The sequence below is a fragment of the Azonexus hydrophilus DSM 23864 genome (assembly GCF_000429605.1).
Classification (GTDB): Bacteria; Pseudomonadota; Gammaproteobacteria; order Burkholderiales; family Rhodocyclaceae; genus Azonexus; species Azonexus hydrophilus.
This window is the reverse complement of sequence record NZ_AUCE01000017.1, coordinates 100,093-117,267: the sequence shown is the minus strand read 5'-3', so window position 1 is coordinate 117,267 and position 17,175 is coordinate 100,093. Positions and strand designations below refer to the sequence as shown.

Sequence of the window (17,175 nt, the reverse complement as noted above, 5' to 3'; positions counted from 1 at the left end):
GTCGATTCCGTGACGCTGAGAACACAATAATTTGGGTGTGCGAGGTAGAGCTGAAATATTGCCTTCGCTAGACTCCGCTTCATTCCGACTCCAACCGCGACAAATGGCCACTGAAGTTGAATTGAAGCTCTATTGTTCTCCAGGCGAAATAGCTCGGGTCGGCACTCATCCACTGGTTGCTGCAGGGATCGAAGTCGGCACCCTGCAGCGTCTGGAGAATGTTTATTACGACACGCCGGACATGGCTTTGTACCGGGAACGAGTGGCGCTACGTCTTCGTACAACGCCCACCGAGCAACTGCAAACGGTCAAATGTGACGCCAAGGCCGTGGCCGGTCTTGCTGTGCGGCCCGAGTGGGAAACTTCCTACAAGGGCGCCTTCGACTTCAGCGCCATCGAGGTATCAACGCTTCGAGATTTTCTGGAGGAACGGCAATCGAGTCTGCAGCCCGTCTTTGTCACCTCGTTCGAGCGACGAACCTGGCGCGTGGATATTGCCAGGAAGATTGCTATCCGGGTCATGGTCGATAGCGGTCATGTCGTCTCCGATGGCAGGTCCTTGCCGATTTCCGAGGTAGAGCTTGAACTGGCGCAGGGAAAGCCCGAAGACCTGCTTGATTTTGCGATCGCCCTGGCCACGCATTTGCCTCTGGTGCCGCATGATGTCAGCAAAGCCGAACGTGGCTACCAGCTATTTCTCAAGCAGCTTCCCGGTGCCCGTAAAGCCCCCCCGAGCCTCGTCGGGGCCAAGCAGGATTCGTATGCGGCATTCCAGTTTCTGGCCAGCCAGGGATTGCAGATGTGGCAGGCCAATCTATTGGGGGTGCTGACATCGAAGGATCAGGAGTTCGTTCACCAATTCCGCGTTTCCTTGCGCCGCCTCGGCAGCCTTCTCAAGGTCTTCAAGCCGGCTTTGCCCGGTCGTTATCATGCGCGATGGACGAAACGGGTCAAGGAGCTGTCCCGGGTTGCCGGTGATGTTCGAGATCTGGACGTGATGCGCTCAGGTATTCTGGCGCCCATGTTGCAATGCGGGGACGCTGGTGCGGAATTGCATGTCAAGGCGGCGCTTGCAGCGTTTGACAGGGCGCAAGCGGAGGCGGTCACGCAATTGGCCCAACTGCAATACGGGGCTCCGGTTCTCCTGTTTGTCCGCGACTTGCAAGACCTGGATGCCGGTGATTTTTCCAGGAATCTGTTCCGGTTCGCCGAGAAGCAGCTCGCGGGCTTGCACCGCAGTGCGCTGAAATGTCTGACCCGGACCCTCAAAACGCCCACCCCGGAGCGAGCGCACCGTTTGCGCATTGCGCTGAAGCACCTGCGCTACTCATGCGAGTTTTTTGCGCCCCTGTTCGACAAGGACGAAATGCTGGATTACGCCAAATCGGTTGCCAGCTTGCAGGACGCGTTCGGGTTCCTCAACGATTTTCACGTGGCGCTTTCCAGATTGCAGGACTGGGTCGGGGACGGAACAATTCCGCAGGAATCACGCGACGCTATCGCTGCCTGGCATACTCCACAGGCGCAAGCGACAATGATCGACGCCCTGCATTTAGCCGAGTCGTTGATGAACCGCTGCCAACCCTGGTGCACCGAATGCGAGCGACGGGGGGTGGCGACAATTCGGCGCCTCATGAATCAAGAGATCAAGCTGCATGTCGAATAGACGGCTGGCTCCGGCGTCTTGGAATGTGCCGTCAGTTGCCTGGTATTTTGACCCTGCCTAGTCGCGGGCCGCCTTCGCGAACAAGCCTTTCTTGATGGCAATCGAGGTGGGGGCGTTGTACCTCGATGGGAGTTGCTTGGCTGCGAACCAACCGAAATCGCTATGCTCCCGGTTCAGTCGCGGAGAAAATTCGTGCGCAGCGCGAATCACGAAATAGTGCATATCCCGCTCGAACTGCCGGGAACGCAGCTTTTTGCTCACGGTGTCCAGCTTGGCAAGGCGTTTGGCCTTGATGCGGATACCCGCTTCTTCACCCAGTTCTCGCAATAACGCTTCCCTGGGGCGTTCGCCGTCATCGATCCGGCCACCAAAGAGATTCCACACACCTGCCTTGTTGACCTTGGCGGAGCGTTTGCCCATCAGAAATTTGCCTGTGGCAGCGCAGTAAATGACGGCCCATGCTCCCGGCTGGCTGTGTCCCTTGTCCATGTACGAATTCAGTAATGAGGGGTTGGAGGGGTTTGTTGGTGAGTAATTTAAACAATAAATATTGTTTATTTATTTCCGTTCGGTGACATCGCGCTGTCCGATCAAGGCGATAGGCTCGCAAAGTGACTGTGTTGGGCGAGTCAATACCGGGAAATTCCAGCCCCCGGTAGTTCCCGGTCGCCTTGCACGAACTTCGGCCCATGGTCGGTGAGCTTGTAGTGGTCGTCATCAAATTGAAAAATCAATGTGAAATATTTCCAAGTCGTTATTGATGTGCTAAAAATGACAGGAGTTCACATGGGCAGGTTTCAGATTCGTACGCGCTTGCTTCTGCTCAGCGCTGCTTTGCTGCTGTTGCTGTGTCTGACAGGGATCTGGGGGGTATACGGGATGCGCACCAGCCTGACCGGCCTGGAGTCGGTCTATACCCAGCGCGTCGTGGTGCTCAGGGATCTGAAGCAGGTCGCCGACATGTACGCCGTGAACGTCATGGGGGCAGCCTACAAGGCCAACGGCAGCCTGATGCCGATGAGCCAGGCGCGTGATCTGGTGGTGGCGGCGGAAACTCTGGTCAGTGAGAAACTGGCGGCCTATGAGCGTCTGCCCAAGTCTGCCGTCGAGCAGGCGGCAGCAAGCGAGCTGCAGACTGGCGCGGCCCGGGCCAATGCCGCCCTGGGGGAGTTGAAGCGGATTCTCGACGCCGAGGATATCTTTGCGCTGGGACAGTTCGTGGTGAAGACCTTGCCGGCGACCATCGACCCCCTGTCGCTACGGATTGCCGAGCTGATCGAGCTACAGCTCGACATGGCGCGAGAACAGTATGAGGCAGCTCAGGCGCGCTACCAGCGTGATCTCCTGCTGATGCTGGTGGGCGGTGGAATGGCAGTGCTGGTCGGCGTCGGACTGTCGCTGTGGGTGCGCTTGAGCATCGTCCGCGAACTGGGCAGCGAACCCCGGGCGCTGGCGGCTATCGCTCGTGATGTGGCCGAGGGGCGCCTGGATGCGGTTCCGCCCGACGGGCCGGCACAGGGTGTCCTGCATTCGATCCAGGACATGCAGCAGCAGCTGATTCGCATCATTGCCGCGATCAAGGCTGGCGTCGTCGAAATCGAGACCCATTCCGGTCAGTTGGGCGGTATTGCCGATGGCGCACTGTCAGCGACCGCTACACAATCGGATTCGGCGGCGGAAATGGCGGCTGCGATGCAGGAACTGGCCACCGCCATCGGAGTTATCGCTGCCGGAGCCGAGGATGTGTTGGCGACGACCGAGTCCGCCAGGGCCAGCGGTACCGAGGGGGGACGGGTGATTGCCGGGATGTTGGCCGAGATGGATCTGATCACGGCGGCCATTGCCGAGGGGGCGGACGACATTGCGCGGCTGGATGAGAACTCGGTGCAGATCGGCACCATGGTCGGCGTCATTCGCGAAATTGCCGAGCAGACCAACCTGCTGGCGCTCAATGCCGCCATTGAAGCCGCCCGAGCCGGCGAGCAGGGGCGCGGTTTTGCCGTGGTTGCCGATGAGGTGCGCAAGTTGGCCGAGCGGACGGCGCTGTCGACGCGGGAGATCGAAGCGGTGGTCAGCCAGAACCAGACCGGGATCGAGGCGGCCAGTCGCAAGGTGTCGGCGGCTTGTGCTCGGGTCGAGCAAGGGCGCAGCCAGGCCGTTCGTGCTGGCGAGGCCATGACCCGGATCGGCGAGGCGATCGAGCGAACTCTGGCAGAAGTGACTGGTATGGCCGATACCCTGCGCTCGCAGCGTCAGGCCAGCGATCTGGTGGCGGTTCAGGTCGAGTCGCTGAGCCAGGCCAGCGAGCGCATTGCTGCGGGGCAGCAAGCGGTGGCTGGCGCCGTGGTGTCGCTGCGTACGTCGAGCGAAAGGCTGGCCGGAACGGTATCAAGGTTCCGCTTGCGGGCAGTCCCGGCACTGTAATCTTGCTGTCACATTGGGCTTTTATAGTGCTTCTAGTCGCCGGCAAATCAGCTGTCGACCGAACGTATTCACGCTGTCGCCCCGGGGGCGGCAGGACAGATTCCCATCCGTACCACGAGAGGTAAATATGAAATTCCGCCTTACTGCTCTTGCTGTCACCGTCGCCGCTGCGACTGCCGCCATGCCTGCCATGGCCCGCGACAACATCCAGATCGCCGGTTCCTCGACCGTGCTGCCGTTCTCCTCGATCGTTGCCGAAAACTTCGGCAAGACCTTCCCGCAATTCAAGGCACCGGTGGTCGGTTCCGGCGGTTCGTCGGGCGGCCTGCGCCAGTTCTGCCAGGGTGTCGGCGCCAACACCATCGACATCGCCAACTCGTCGCGCCAGATCAAGGCCTCGGAAGTCGAAGCCTGCGCCAAGGCTGGCGTGACCAAGATCATCGAAGTCAAGATCGGCTACGACGGCATCGTCTTCGCTTCGCGCCGCGACAGCGGCAAGTTCGCGCTTGAGCCGCGCCACATCTTCATGGCTGCCGCCAAGGAAATCCCGCAAGACGGCAAGATGGTCGCCAACCCCTACACCCGTTGGTCGCAGATCGACCGCAGCCTGCCGGACCAGGAAATCACCCTGGTGATCCCGGGTTCCAACCACGGTACCCGCGAAGTCTATGAAGAAAAGACCGTCATTCCGGGCTGCAAGACCTTCGCCGAAGTCAAGGCAATGACCGACGACAAGGCGGTGCACAAGTTCTGTAACGCCATCCGTACCGACGGCCGTGTCGTCGAAGTCGCCGGTGATTACACCGAAACCCTGGCTCGTCTGGATGCCCAGAAGACCGCCGTCGGCGTCTTCGGTCTGTCTTTCTACGACCAGAACCGCGATCGCCTGCAAGTCGCCACCATCTCCGGCGTCGTGCCCAGCGAAGCGACCATCGAAACCGGCAAGTACCCGGTCTCGCGTCCGCTCTACTTCTACATCAAGGATGCTCACGTCGGCGTCATTCCGGGTCTGCTGGAGTTTGCCCAGTATCACCTGTCGCCGCAGGTTTCCGGTTCTGGCAGCCCGCTCGACAAGGCTGGCCTGATTCCGCTGAACGCCAAGGAGCGTGCTGAAGTCGTCAAGGCCATCAAGGACCGCAAGGCTGTTGAAGTCAAGTAATCCCGTGCAGGGGCAAGGGGGGCGTGTGCCCCCCTTTTTTTCAAGTCAAACAAGCGGAACAGCACAATGAACAATTTCACCGTCGCCATCGCCTTGCTGGTGCTCGCGGCGCTGGCCTATCAGATGGGGCTGGTGCGCGGACGCGGTGTGGCAAGCCTGGCTGGCCCGCGCGCCACACATTCCCGTCCGGGCTACCACGGTGCCCTGGCCATCCTGCGCGCCGCCCTGCCGGCGTTTGCTATCTATGTACTGTGGGTGATCTTCGGCAACCAGATCGTCCATACCCTGGTTCTGGGAACGATCCCGATCGAATTCCTGCCCCAGGATGCGATGCAGCAGAAAGTGCTGCTGCAGCGTCTGGCGAATATTGCCACCGGCTTTGGTGTGTTGGGTGAAGCGCAGCCGTACGAAATGGCCGCTGCCGACGCCATGCGTCATTATCAGGGCCTCGGCCAGGTGCTGGTGGCTGCTCTGATGGCTACCGTTGCCGCCCTCGGGCTGTTCTGGTCCTGGCGAACGACGACCGCCGAAACCCGGGCCCGTAACAAGGTCGAGCGCGCAATCAACATCGCCCTGATTTTTTGTTCGGCGGTGGCGATCCTGACGACCGTCGGCATCGTCATGTCGATGCTGGGCGAGTCGCTGCGTTTCTTCCAGATGATCAGCCCGAGCGACTTCTTCTTTGGTACGGTGTGGAATCCGCGCTTTGCGACGACCGGGGCGGAAGGACAGAGCGGTTTCGGCATGCTGCCGCTGATGGGCGGCACCCTGTTGATCTCCTTCATTGCCATGCTGGTGGCCATTCCGGTCGGCCTGATGACGGCCATCTACATGGCCGAATACGCCAGCAACCGGGTGCGCTCGCTGGTCAAGCCGGTGGTTGAAGTGCTGGCCGGCATCCCGACCATCGTCTATGGCTTCTTCGCGCTGGTCACCGTCGGGCCGTTGCTGTCGGCACTCGGCGCCGGTATCGGCCTGGATATCCGGGCAACGTCGGCACTGACTGCCGGCGTGGTCATGGGCATCATGATCATCCCCTTCATCTCGTCGCTGTCCGACGACATCATCACCCAGGTGCCGAAGACCATGCGCGACGGTTCGCTGGCCCTCGGCGGCACCAAGTCGGAAACCATCGTCAAGGTGGTGCTGCCGGCCGCGCTGCCGGGTATCGTCGGCGCGATCCTGCTGGCCCTGAGCCGGGCCATTGGCGAAACCATGATCGTCGTGCTGGCGGCGGGCAACAGCCCGGTGCTGACGGCGAACCCCTTCGAGGCGGTGTCGACGGTGACCGTTTCCATCGTCAATCAGCTCACCGGTGATCAGGACTTCGCCAGCGCCCAGTCGCTGGTGGCTTTCGCCCTCGGCCTGACGCTGTTCGTGATGACCCTGATCCTCAACGTAATTGCCCTGGTCATCGTACGCAAGTACCGTGAGCAGTATGAATAAATGAGCCAACAAGCCATGAACAAACCTAATAATCAAGGGTATGCGGCCATCGAGGCCAAGGTGAAGGCTTCGCTGCAACGCCGCCAGCGCCAGGAAACCCGTTTCCGCTTGGTCGGTGTCGGTGCCGTGCTGATCGCGCTGGCACTGGTCGCCTCGCTGTTCGGCACGATCCTGAGCAAGGGCCTGCCGTCCTTCTGGCAGGCGACTTTCGAGATCGACGTCCATTTCGATCCGGAAATCGTCCAGATTGGTCCAAAACCGGTGCAGGCTTCCGGTGAATCACCCGCCCAGTTCAAGGAGCGGGATATGGCTTGGCAGATGGATTTGGGCTTTGTCGACTTCAGCCAGTTGCTGGTCAATGCCATCGCCAAACACATCCCGGCGGCAGCCGATTCGCCGCGAGATGCAATCGCCCTGATTACCAGTGGCGAGGCCTTCGCGCTGCGTGATCGGATCGTTGCCGATCCGTCCATCGTTGGCAAGACCGTCAAGCTGAAGCTGCTGGCCGATGCCAACGTCGATGTCTGGCTCAAGGGCAACATCGACCGCAGTCTGCCTGACGACCGCCAGCAGTTGAGCGCCCAGACCCGCGAGTGGGCTGACAAGCTGTACGCCGACGGCGTCATCAAGAATAGCTTCAGTACCGCCATTTTCCTCAATACCGACTCGCGCAGCTCGCTGGCGGCGGCTGGTCTGGCCGGCGCCTTCATGGGCTCGCTGATGATGATGATCATCGTCATCCTGCTGGCTGTGCCGATCGGTGTGGCTTCGGCGATCTACCTCGAGGAATTCGCACCGAAGAACCGCATCACCGACCTGATCGAAGTCAATATCAACAACCTGGCGGCGGTGCCGTCCATCGTCTTCGGTCTGCTCGGTGCGGCAGTCTTCATCCTGTGGTTCAAGTTGCCGATGTCGGCACCGGTCGTCGGCGGTCTGGTGTTGACGCTGATGACCCTGCCGACGGTGATCATCGCCACCCGGTCGACGCTCAAGGCGATTCCGCCGTCGATCCGCGAAGCGGCGCTGGGCATTGGCGCGTCCAAGGTTCAGGCGACCATGCACCATGTGCTGCCGCTGGCACTGCCCGGAATCCTGACCGCCACCATCCTCGGGGTCGCCCAGGCGCTGGGCGAGACCGCGCCGCTGCTGCTGATCGGCATGAGTGCCTTCGTCTCGGCCGTGCCGGCGACGCCGTTCGATCAATCGACGGCACTGCCGGTGCAGATATTCCTGTGGCAGGGCAATGAACTGCGCAATTTCTTCGAAGGCCGGACTTCGGCCGCAATCATCGTGCTGCTGGCCCTGATGCTGTCGCTGAATTCAATGGCGATCTGGCTGCGCAAACGTTACGAAACCAGGTGGTAAAGATCATGAGCATGACGCAAACTCTGAACATTCCAATGTCGACCTCGGGGAGCACCGTGAAAACCCATATCAATAAGCAGCCGGCGGCTCAGGCCCAAGGGGAGGTCAAGCTAAGCGCCAGCGATGTCCGCGTGTTCTACGGACAGAGCGAAGCCCTGCACGGTGTTTCGCTGGACATCGTCAAGAACGAGGTGGTGGCCTTCATCGGCCCGTCGGGCTGCGGAAAATCGACTTTCCTGCGCAGCTTCAACCGCATGAACGACACCGTCGCTGGTGCTCGCGTGACCGGCAAGATCACCGTCGATGGTCGTGATATCTACGACCCGTCGGTCGATGTCGTGCTGCTGCGCGCCCAGGTCGGCATGGTTTTCCAGAAGCCGAATCCCTTCCCCAAGTCGATCTACGACAACGTCGCCTATGGCGCCAAGTTGCACGGTTTGGCCTCCAGCAAGAGCGAGATGGACGAGATCGTCGAGTCCAGCTTGCGCCGCGCCGGCCTGTGGGAAGAGGTCAAGGACCGTCTCGAGGCGCCGGGGACCGGTTTGTCCGGTGGTCAGCAGCAGCGCCTGTGCATCGCTCGCGCGGTGGCCGTCAGCCCGGATGTGATCCTGATGGATGAACCCTGCTCGGCCCTCGATCCGATCGCCACCGGCATCATCGAGGAGCTGATCACCGAACTGAAGAAGAACTACACCATCGTCATCGTCACCCACAACATGCAGCAGGCTGCTCGTGTGTCCGATCGTACCGCCTTCTTCCATCTCGGCGACCTGATTGAAATCGGCGAGACGGCGCAAATCTTCACCAATCCGACGCAGAAGCGCACCGAAGACTACATCACCGGTCGTTACGGTTAAGCGTTGCGTCCCGATGACTAGAACAGGACAGGACAGGACATGAACGAGACCCAGCATATTTCCAGTATCTTCGACGAAGAGCTCAATCGTCTGCGCACCCATGTGCTGCAGATGGGTGGCCTGGTCGAAACCCAATTGACCGCCGCCATCGACGCCTACAGCAACGGCGACGTCGGTCATGTGAAACATATCGTCGACAATGATCGCAAGATCAATGAACTGGAAGTGACCATCGACGACGAGTGTGCACATATCATCGCGATGCGCCAACCGACCGCTTCCGACCTGCGCCTGGTACTCGGCATCAGCCGCATGGTGCCGGATCTGGAGCGTGCCGGCGACGAGGCCAAGAAGATCGCCAAGGGCGTGCGCCGCATCTACGACAATGGCCACATGCCATCGCAGTATGCGGTTGGTGTGCGTCACCTGGCCGGTGAGGCGCTGGTCATGGTGCGTCAGTCGCTCGATTCATTCGCCCGCCTTGACGGCGAACTCGCCAAGAGCGTGATCCGTGCCGACGACAACGTCGATGCCGAGTTCAAGTCGGTGATGCGGCAATTGATCACCCACATGATGGAAGATCCGCGTACCATCACGGTCGCGATCGACATCCTGTCGATTGCCCGGGCCATCGAGCGGATCGGTGATCACGCCAAGAACATTGCCGAGCATGTGATCTTTATCGTCGAGGGCCGCGACATCCGTCACAACAAGGAGGCGATCAAGTGACACCGACGATTCTGGTCGTCGAGGACGAACCGGCGATTCAGGAACTGGTTGTAATCAACCTCAAGCATGCCGGCTTTCTCGTCGTGCGTGCTGGCAGCGCGGAAGAGGCCGATTCGGCGATCCGCGCAGCCTTGCCCGATCTGCTCATTCTGGACTGGATGCTGCCGGGACAATCCGGTGTCGCGCTGGCCAGGAAGATGCGCAGCGACGAACGTACCCGTGACATCCCGATCATCATGCTGACCGCCCGTGTCCATGAAGAGGACAAGGTCCAGGGCCTGGATGCCGGTGCCGACGACTACGTCACCAAACCGTTTTCACCCAAGGAACTGGTCGCCCGGGTTCGTGCCGTGCTACGCCGCCGGGCACCGCATCTGGCCGGCGAAGCTGTCGAGGTGGGTGGCCTGCAGCTCAATCCGGCGACCCATCGCGTGCTCGCCGATGGCCAGCCGATCGAATTGGGGCCGACCGAATTCCGCCTGCTGTTCTTCTTCATGACCCATGCCGAGCGTGTTTATACACGCGCCCAGTTGCTTGATGAAGTCTGGGGTGACCATGTGTTCATCGAGGAACGCACCGTCGATGTCCATATCCGTCGCCTGCGTGCGGCGCTCGAACCCTCCGGTCATCAGGAGCGGGTCGAGACCGTGCGCGGTACCGGTTACCGTTTTCGGGGCGCCTGACCGGCCGTGCAACGGGCGCTGCTCTATGGCCTGCTGACGGTCATCGTCTCCTTCCTGCTCGGTTGGTATGTCGAGACCTGGATGGGCTGGGTGTTGTTCTACACCGGCCTGTCCATCCATCTGTCGATGCATTACCGGAATTTTTCCCGCCTCGAACGCTGGTCGCGCGAGCGGGTGCTCGATGCCAGCCTGGAAGGCGACGGCGAATGGGACCAGGTGTTCCGCCGGCTCTATCGCCACGAGAAGGAGTTGCTGGAAAAGATCGAGCAGCGCGAGCGCGACATCGCCCGCCTGATCGCCGCCGTGCATGCGATGAACGACGGCATTGTCCTGCTCGACGGCGCCTTCCGCATCCAGTTCTGCAACAAGACGGCTGAACGTCAGCTCGGCCTGGCCACGGCCAGTGATCGCGGTCAGGCCATCGGCAACATCGTCCGCGCGCCGGCCTTCATGGCCTATCTGGAAAAAGCGGATTACACGCGCCCGCTGACTCTGCGCCTGGACCGTTATTTTGAACGTGTGCTGTCGCTGTACCTGATGTCCTACGCCGAGGACTGCTGGCTGCTGCAGGTCAAGGACATCACCCAGACCGACCGGCTGGACAGCATGCGGCGCGATTTCGTCGCCAATGTTTCACATGAATTGCGCACCCCGTTGACGGTCCTTTCGGGCTTTGTCGAGACGCTGCAGGAAATCGAGGTCGACGAGGATACCCGCCGGCATTACCTGCAACTGATGGGCGAGCAGTCGCAGCGCATGCAGTCCATCGTCCAGGATCTGCTGACCCTGTCGTCGATCGAATCGGCGCCGCCGCCCGAGGATCAACTGGTCGACATGGCCAGCCTGGTCGACAAGCTGCGTCGCGATGCCGAAGCCTTGTCCGCCGGGCGCCACCATATCGTGCTCGACAGCGAAGGCCAGGGCGACCTGCTCGGGGCCGAATCCGAACTGGTCAGTGCCCTGGCCAATCTGGTTGCCAATGCCGTGCGCTATACGCCGGCCGGTGGCACGATCACGTTGATCTGGCGGATTTCGCCGGAAGGCGCGGAGTTTGCCGTCCAGGATACCGGCATCGGTATCGACGCCAAGCATATCCCCCGCCTGACCGAGCGTTTCTACCGCGTCGATCGCGGTCGTTCGCGCGATGCCGGCGGCACCGGCCTCGGCCTGGCGATCGTCAAGCACGCGCTGAGCCGTCATCAGGCGACGCTCGAAGTCAGCAGCGAGCCCGGCAAGGGCAGCCGTTTTGCCGCCTGCTTCCCGGCCAGCCGGGTGCGTTGCGAGTGAGCCTCCCCGTCACGGTTTTGTAATCTCCCCGTCACCGGGGCTTCATGCGCCGCCGCTATCGTGGCGACATGCCAAAAGTCAGAAGCCTGTTTTTATCCGACATCCACCTCGGCACCCGGGCGTGCCAGGCGGACAGACTCCTCGATTTCCTGCGCGAATACCCGGCCGAGCAGACTTTCCTGATCGGCGACATCGTCGATTTCTGGGCCATGAGTCGCAGCATCTGCTGGACGCAGGCACAGAACACCGTGGTCCAGAAACTGCTGCGCCGGGCGCGTGCCGGCGAACGGGTGGTGTTCATCCCCGGCAACCACGACGAAGCCCTGCGTGATTACTGCGGCATCGTTTTCGGCGACATCGAGGTGGCCGACGAACTGGTGCATGAAACCGCCGACGGACGTCGCTACCTGCTGATCCACGGCGACCAGTTCGATCAGGTCACGCGCCACCACCGCTGGGTCGCGGTGCTCGGCGACAAGGCCTACGACCTGCTGGTCCGACTCAACCACTGGCTGTCGTGGATACGCCGCAAGCTTGGTCGGCCCGGTTACTGGTCGCTGGCCGGTTACGCCAAGCGGCGGGTCAAGACGGCGCTCAACTTCATTTTCGATTTCGAGGAATCGGCCGTTCATCACGCCCGCGAGCGCGGGCTGGACGGCGTCATCTGCGGCCACATCCACTGGGCCACGATCCGCAAGATCGACGGTCTGGATTACATCAACTGCGGCGACTGGGTCGATTCCTGCACCGCTATCGTCGAGCACTTCGACGGTCGGCTGGAACTGGTCGAGTGGGGCGTGTCCTCAGCCCGGCCCCTGGCCCTGGCCGCGCCCCGGCGCGAAGCCGAAGAAGACATGGCGGAGGCCTGAAATGCGCGTACTGATGGTGTCGGATGTTTATTTTCCCCGCGTCAACGGGGTATCGACTTCGATCGAAACCTTCCGCCGGACGCTGGCCGGGCAGGGCGTCGAAGTTCGCCTGGTGGTGCCACGTTACGGCGAAGAGCCTGACGAGCCGGGCATCGTTCGCGTGGCCGGACGACCGGTGCCGCGCGATCCGGAGGACCGGCTGGTCGGCTGGCGGGCGATGCACCGGGCGGTGCTGGCCGCGTCGGCAGATTGCGACGTGATTCACGTGCAGACGCCCTTCGTCGCCCACTATGCCGGTCTCAAGGCCGCCCGACAGCGCAACTTGCCGGTGGTCGCCACCTATCACACGCTGTTCGAGGAATACGTCGAGTACTACGCGCCCTTCCTTCCCGGCAACTGGCTGCGTGCCCAGGCCCGGCGCCTGTCGCGCCGCCAGTGCAACGCGCTCGATGCGGTGGTCGTGCCGTCGACGGCGATGCGCGACCGTCTGCAGGCTTACGGGGTGACGGTGCCGATGCAGGTCTTGCCGACCGGGATTCCGCTGGCCCAGTTCGCCAGTGGCGACGGGCTGGCCTTCCGGGCGGCCCACGGCATTGCGCCGGCGCGGCCGGTGGCGCTGTTCGTCGGCCGGGTCGCCCACGAAAAGAATATTGCCTTCCTGTTCGACGCCTTGCGCCATGCCCACCGTCAGCAACCCGACATCCTACTGGTGGTCGCTGGCGAGGGACCGGCGATGGGCGAATTGCAGGCCCGGGTCAGCGAACTCGGCTTGAACGACGCCGTGCGTTTCATCGGCTACCTCGACCGCCGGCGCGGCCTGCCCGATTGCTACGCAGCAGCCAATGTCTTCGCCTTTGCCTCGCGGACCGAAACCCAGGGGCTGGTCCTGCTCGAAGCGATGGCTGCCGGTCTGCCGGTGGTCGCCCTGTCGGAGATGGGCACCGCCGACATCCTCGATAGCGGCCGGGGGTGTTTCACCCCGCCCGACGATCCCCAGGCCTTCGGCGAAGTACTCGGGCGGATACTGGCCAATCCGGCGGCTTGGGGGCATCTGGCCGACGAAGCACGCGGGCTGGCCGACGACTGGTCGGATACCGCCATGGCCGGCCGTCTGGCCAACTGCTACCGGGCCTTGCTGCAAGCGCGCAGCACGGCGTCGGCGCCGGTCACCGCCGGCGCCTGAGTCGGCTCAGATTTCCTCGATGACCGGCAGCAGCCGGTCAACGGCGCGCAACCGCTCGGCCATCACGCGCATCACCTGCATGGCGAAGAAGGGCGTGTTCTGGACCAGGAACTGGAAGCGCTTCTCGTCGATGGCGACGAATTCGCAGTCGCTGGTAGCCAGGACACTGGCTGAACGGGGGCCGGGTGAAACCAGGCCCATCTCGCCGACGATGCTGCCGTGCTGCAACTGTTCGACGACCAGGTTGTTGACCATCACGTCGGCGTTGCCGCTGGCCAGCACATACATCAGGCCACCATCGTCACCTTCCTTGAACAGGGTCTCGCCGGTCGCTACGCGAACGATGGTTGGATTGTGGGCAAACAGTTCGAAGAAAACCATGCTGCTTTCCATAGGAGTTGGGATGCACCATTTGTAACATGCCGAGTCGTTGCCAATATTTCACGGCAATGACAAAGACTCCCAGCTTGATCCAGCGCAAATCGCCGCGCGCTTACAGGCGTAACAGGACGATGCCGAGTACCACCGCGCTGCCGGCCAGCAGTCCCTGGCGCAGGCGGCCTTCCTTGAACCACAGGCTGCCGATGAGGACGGCGAAGACCACCGAACTCTCGCGCATTGCCGCGATCATCGCCACCGGTGCCTGGGTCATTGCCCACAGGACGGCGGCGTAGGCGGTGGTCGAGCATAGGGCACCCGCCAGCCCCAGGCGCCAGTGCGTGCGGAAATGTTCGAGCATCGGGCGACCCCGGCGGCGGTACTGCCAGGCCAGGATGAGCAGGGGCTCGCACAGGTAGAGGCAGCAGGCGTAGGCCAGCGCATTGCCGGCGGCGCGCGCGCCCATGCCGTCGACCAATGTGTAGGCAGCGATGATCAGGGCGTTGAGCATGGCGGCCCGGCTGGCCGGATGGGCGATGATCCGGCCCGGCGTCAGGCCGCCGGCCAGGCCGATGCCGAGCACGCCGGCGCAGATCGCGGCAATGCCCAGCCAGTCGCCCAGGCCCAGAGGTTCGTCAAGCAGCGGTGCGGACAGCAAGGCAACCAGCAGCGGCGGCAGACCGCGCATCAAGGTGTAGCTGACGGCCAGTTGCCCGCCGTCGTAGGCGCGCATCAGCCAGGCGATGTATACCGTATGCAGCAGCGCCGAGGTGAGGATGTAGGGCCAGCTGGCGGCATCGGGCAGGCCGAGGAAAATGAGACCAATGCCGCCCAGGGTGCCACTGCAGGCATGCAGCAGCAGGGTGTACAAGCCCTTGTCGCCGGCGCCACGGATCAGTGCATTCCAGCCGGCATGCAGCAGCGCAGCCGCCAGCACGACGAGGATGACGTTGACCGGTAAACCAGCTTCAGGCAAGGCTTTCCGCCCGCAAGGCCGCGACCATACAGGCCAGCGCCCAGTCGAGGTCGGCGGCGTCCACGTTGAGCGGTGGGGCCAGTACCAGCACTTTGCCCTGGCCGACCTTGAACGACAGGCCTTCGCTCAGGCAGCGGTAGAGGACTGCTTCAGCGAGGTCGGCGTCGTTCAGTTCGATGCCGAGTAGCAGGCCGGCCCCGCGCACCTCGATCACCGCCGGCAGCTCGGCGGTCGCCGCGCGCAATTGCGCCAGCGCGGCGGCGCCGAGGGTTTGGCTGCGTTCGAGCAGGTTTTCCTCGGCGATCACGTCGAGTGTCGCCAGCCCGGCGGCGCAGGCGAGCGGATTCTTCTCGTGCGTGTAGTGGCCGAGCGAGATGTCCTGGCCGACGTTGAGCCCGGCGCGGGCGATCAGCGCCGCCAGCGGCAGGGCGCCGCCGCCCAGGCCCTTGCCGATGACGATCATGTCCGGTTCGATGCCGTAGCGTTCGACGGCGTAGAGGTGGCCGGTGCGGCCGAGAGCGATGGGAATCTCGTCGAGGATCAACAACGCGCCGTGGCGGTCGCAGATGCGGCGCAGGCGCTGGTAGTAATCGACGGGCGGCACCTGGACATCGGTGCAGCGCACGGTTTCGACGATGACGGCGGCGACGTCGCCCTCCTTGCCCAGGCAGTAGTCGATGTAATCGACGCAGCGCAGCGCGCACCGGCCGCCGCAACCGAACACGCAATGGCCCGGGTCGTGTGGCGGCACGTGCTCGGCACCGGGCAGCAGCGGGCCGATGCCGCGGCGGAAGACGGCTTCGCCGCCGAGCGAGATGGCATCCAGCGAGGCGCCGTGGAAGGCATCCCACATCGACAGCGTCTTGAAGCGGCCGGTGGCCAGCCGGGCCAGCTTGAGCGCCATGCCGATGGCCGCCGTGCCGCCCGGCGCAAACAGCAGTCGCGCCTCCGGCATCGGCGCCGCTTCGCACAGGCGGCGGGCCAGCTCGACCGCCGGCCGGTTGGCGTAGCGGCGCGGCGAAAAGGGCAAGGTCGCCAGTGTTTCCTGAATCGCCGCGACCACTTTCGGGTGGCCGTAGCCGATCTGGTGCAGGCTGTTGCCGTGGAAATCGAGGATGCGCCGGCCGCTGAGGTCGGTCAGCCAACTGCCCTGGGCGCCGGCCAGCGCGTTGAGGCAGGGCGTGGACATCGACTGGTGCAGGAACCAGCGCGCGTCCTCGGCCAGCAGTGCGCGCGTCGCCGCGTCGAGATGCTGGTCCTGCCAGGTGACGCGGCGGGCGCCGAGGTTGATGTCGCCTTCGCTGCGGTCCACTTCAGGCGGCATTGGATACCTCGCCGAGTTCTCCGTCGCGCAGCATGCGTTGCCGGCCGCCCTGGGCGTGGGCATAAAGCGTTTCGGCGGCACCGGCGCCGTCGCCGGCGGCGAGCCGGTCGACGATGGCCGAGTGCTCGTCGGCAAAGTGCGGGATGGCCTGCGGTGCCAGCAGGTTGCGTCGGCGGAACAGCGCCAGTTGCTTGACCAGGCGGCGGTAGACCTCGTTCAGGGCGCGATTTCCGGTCATCTCGACGATGCGGTCGTGAAAGGCTAGGTTGAGCCGGTGGAAGGTGTCGACATCGTTCGTGCCGGCGGCGGCCTGCATGCGTTCGGCGAAGCTGCGCAGTTCGGTGATTTGTGCGGCATTGATGCGCTCGGCCAGGAGGCGGCCGGCAGTGGCGTCGAGGCCAGCGCGGACGGCGTAGATGTCTGCAGCCTCCGCCAGTTCGATCTCGCGGACATGGGCGCCACGGTTCTTTTCCTGGCAGATCAGGCCGTTTTCTTCGAGGCCTCGCATGGCCTCGCGTAGCGGCCCGCGGGAGATGCCGAAGCGTTCGGCGAGTGCGGCTTCGTTGAGTTTGCTGCCGGGCGGCAGTTCGCCCGACAGGATCAGGTTTTCCAGCGCTTCGCCGACCAGGCGGGGCAGGGAGGTGCGCTGGACCAGCGCGAGCACGCTGCCGGCCGGTAGGGAAGTGGATTCGGACATGGCTGTCTGGGCAAATTCGAAAGCCGAATTGTAATTCATTTGTCCATTTGTAGATTGTCAACAATCTGCAATAAACCGTCATTAAGATGTGTTCAGTCTAGTTCGACGGGATGTCAGTTCGATGACAGG

16 protein-coding genes are annotated in these 17,175 nt (G+C 62.9%); 11 read left to right on the top strand and 5 right to left on the bottom strand.

Annotated elements, in window-relative coordinates:
- Nucleotides 1–103 precede the first annotated feature (103 nt).
- Nucleotides 104–1,666, top strand: a complete 1,563-nt coding sequence (locus tag G471_RS17310; RefSeq protein WP_051295418.1) for a CYTH and CHAD domain-containing protein — start codon at nucleotides 104–106, stop codon at nucleotides 1,664–1,666.
- A 57-nt stretch (nucleotides 1,667–1,723) separates the two neighbouring features.
- On the opposite strand, the gene G471_RS18370 is transcribed toward G471_RS17310, so the two are convergent.
- The gene (locus G471_RS18370) at nucleotides 1,724–2,155 is read right to left on the bottom strand and encodes an NUDIX hydrolase (protein WP_081700202.1); all 432 of its coding nucleotides are present in this window, start codon (nucleotides 2,153–2,155) and stop codon (nucleotides 1,724–1,726) included.
- 282 nt (nucleotides 2,156–2,437) lie between these two features.
- On the opposite strand from G471_RS18370, the gene G471_RS17300 reads away from it, so the two are divergent.
- The 10 genes from G471_RS17300 (at nucleotide 2,438) to G471_RS0109650 (ending at nucleotide 13,671) form a co-directional block, all read left to right on the top strand.
- A complete protein-coding gene (locus G471_RS17300; protein ID WP_081700201.1) occupies nucleotides 2,438–4,090 on the top strand; it encodes a methyl-accepting chemotaxis protein in 1,653 nt (550 codons plus the stop codon).
- Between the two features lie 127 nt (nucleotides 4,091–4,217).
- Nucleotides 4,218–5,249, top strand: coding sequence for a substrate-binding domain-containing protein (locus G471_RS0109690; protein WP_028995176.1), 1,032 nt, complete (start codon nucleotides 4,218–4,220; stop codon nucleotides 5,247–5,249).
- A 66-nt stretch (nucleotides 5,250–5,315) separates the two neighbouring features.
- The gene (gene pstC, locus G471_RS0109685) at nucleotides 5,316–6,695 is read left to right on the top strand and encodes a phosphate ABC transporter permease subunit PstC (protein WP_028995175.1); all 1,380 of its coding nucleotides are present in this window, start codon (nucleotides 5,316–5,318) and stop codon (nucleotides 6,693–6,695) included.
- Entirely contained in the window at nucleotides 6,696–8,063 is a 1,368-nt protein-coding gene (pstA, locus tag G471_RS0109680; RefSeq protein ID WP_051295416.1) for a phosphate ABC transporter permease PstA, read from the top strand.
- Nucleotides 8,064–8,119: 56 nt separating this feature from the next.
- On the top strand, nucleotides 8,120–8,920 hold the full coding sequence (gene pstB / locus G471_RS0109675; protein ID WP_281170395.1) for a phosphate ABC transporter ATP-binding protein PstB: 801 nt from the start codon (nucleotides 8,120–8,122) through the stop codon (nucleotides 8,918–8,920).
- Nucleotides 8,921–8,959: 39 nt separating this feature from the next.
- Nucleotides 8,960–9,649 (top strand): phosphate signaling complex protein PhoU, encoded by a 690-nt coding sequence (gene phoU, locus G471_RS0109670; protein ID WP_028995172.1) that lies wholly within the window; start codon nucleotides 8,960–8,962, stop codon nucleotides 9,647–9,649.
- Entirely contained in the window at nucleotides 9,646–10,332 is a 687-nt protein-coding gene (phoB, locus tag G471_RS0109665; protein ID WP_028995171.1) for a phosphate regulon transcriptional regulator PhoB, read from the top strand. The genes phoU and phoB overlap by 4 nt, the downstream gene beginning before the upstream one ends.
- Nucleotides 10,333–10,338: 6 nt before the next feature.
- Nucleotides 10,339–11,619 (top strand): phosphate regulon sensor histidine kinase PhoR, encoded by a 1,281-nt coding sequence (phoR, locus tag G471_RS0109660; RefSeq protein ID WP_028995170.1) that lies wholly within the window; start codon nucleotides 10,339–10,341, stop codon nucleotides 11,617–11,619.
- A gap of 68 nt (nucleotides 11,620–11,687) precedes the next feature.
- Nucleotides 11,688–12,488: a UDP-2,3-diacylglucosamine diphosphatase gene (locus G471_RS0109655; RefSeq protein ID WP_028995169.1), complete on the top strand. Its 801-nt coding sequence runs from the start codon at nucleotides 11,688–11,690 to the stop codon at nucleotides 12,486–12,488.
- A gap of 1 nt (nucleotide 12,489) precedes the next feature.
- Entirely contained in the window at nucleotides 12,490–13,671 is a 1,182-nt protein-coding gene (locus G471_RS0109650) for a glycosyltransferase (protein WP_028995168.1), read from the top strand.
- 6 nt (nucleotides 13,672–13,677) lie between these two features.
- On the opposite strand, the gene G471_RS0109645 is transcribed toward G471_RS0109650, so the two are convergent.
- The 4 genes from G471_RS0109645 to G471_RS17295 all read right to left on the bottom strand — a co-directional run bounded on the left by G471_RS0109645 (nucleotide 13,678) and on the right by G471_RS17295 (nucleotide 17,046).
- Nucleotides 13,678–14,052, bottom strand: a complete 375-nt coding sequence (locus G471_RS0109645) for a Crp/Fnr family transcriptional regulator (protein WP_028995167.1) — start codon at nucleotides 14,050–14,052, stop codon at nucleotides 13,678–13,680.
- Nucleotides 14,053–14,164: 112 nt separating this feature from the next.
- Nucleotides 14,165–15,025, bottom strand: coding sequence for an EamA family transporter (locus tag G471_RS0109640; protein WP_028995166.1), 861 nt, complete (start codon nucleotides 15,023–15,025; stop codon nucleotides 14,165–14,167).
- Nucleotides 15,018–16,349: a (R)-1-hydroxy-2-aminoethylphosphonate ammonia-lyase gene (gene pbfA, locus G471_RS0109635; RefSeq protein WP_028995165.1), complete on the bottom strand. Its 1,332-nt coding sequence runs from the start codon at nucleotides 16,347–16,349 to the stop codon at nucleotides 15,018–15,020. The genes G471_RS0109640 and pbfA overlap by 8 nt, the downstream gene beginning before the upstream one ends.
- Nucleotides 16,339–17,046, bottom strand: a complete 708-nt coding sequence (locus tag G471_RS17295; RefSeq protein ID WP_051295425.1) for an FCD domain-containing protein — start codon at nucleotides 17,044–17,046, stop codon at nucleotides 16,339–16,341. Before G471_RS17295 ends, pbfA begins: the two co-directional genes overlap by 11 nt.
- Nucleotides 17,047–17,175: the final 129 nt, after the last annotated feature.

Coding starts and splice junctions, on each gene's coding strand:
- G471_RS17310 (WP_051295418.1), top strand. CDS start 104: ATGGCCACTGAAGTTGAATTGAAGCTCTATTGTTCTCCAGGCGAAATA.
- G471_RS18370 (WP_081700202.1), bottom strand. CDS start 2,155: ATGGACAAGGGACACAGCCAGCCGGGAGCATGGGCCGTCATTTACTGC.
- G471_RS17300 (WP_081700201.1), top strand. CDS start 2,438: ATGACAGGAGTTCACATGGGCAGGTTTCAGATTCGTACGCGCTTGCTT.
- G471_RS0109690 (WP_028995176.1), top strand. CDS start 4,218: ATGAAATTCCGCCTTACTGCTCTTGCTGTCACCGTCGCCGCTGCGACT.
- pstC (WP_028995175.1), top strand. CDS start 5,316: ATGAACAATTTCACCGTCGCCATCGCCTTGCTGGTGCTCGCGGCGCTG.
- pstA (WP_051295416.1), top strand. CDS start 6,696: ATGAGCCAACAAGCCATGAACAAACCTAATAATCAAGGGTATGCGGCC.
- phoU (WP_028995172.1), top strand. CDS start 8,960: ATGAACGAGACCCAGCATATTTCCAGTATCTTCGACGAAGAGCTCAAT.
- G471_RS0109655 (WP_028995169.1), top strand. CDS start 11,688: ATGCCAAAAGTCAGAAGCCTGTTTTTATCCGACATCCACCTCGGCACC.
- G471_RS0109650 (WP_028995168.1), top strand. CDS start 12,490: ATGCGCGTACTGATGGTGTCGGATGTTTATTTTCCCCGCGTCAACGGG.
- G471_RS0109645 (WP_028995167.1), bottom strand. CDS start 14,052: ATGGTTTTCTTCGAACTGTTTGCCCACAATCCAACCATCGTTCGCGTA.
- pbfA (WP_028995165.1), bottom strand. CDS start 16,349: ATGCCGCCTGAAGTGGACCGCAGCGAAGGCGACATCAACCTCGGCGCC.
- G471_RS17295 (WP_051295425.1), bottom strand. CDS start 17,046: ATGTCCGAATCCACTTCCCTACCGGCCGGCAGCGTGCTCGCGCTGGTC.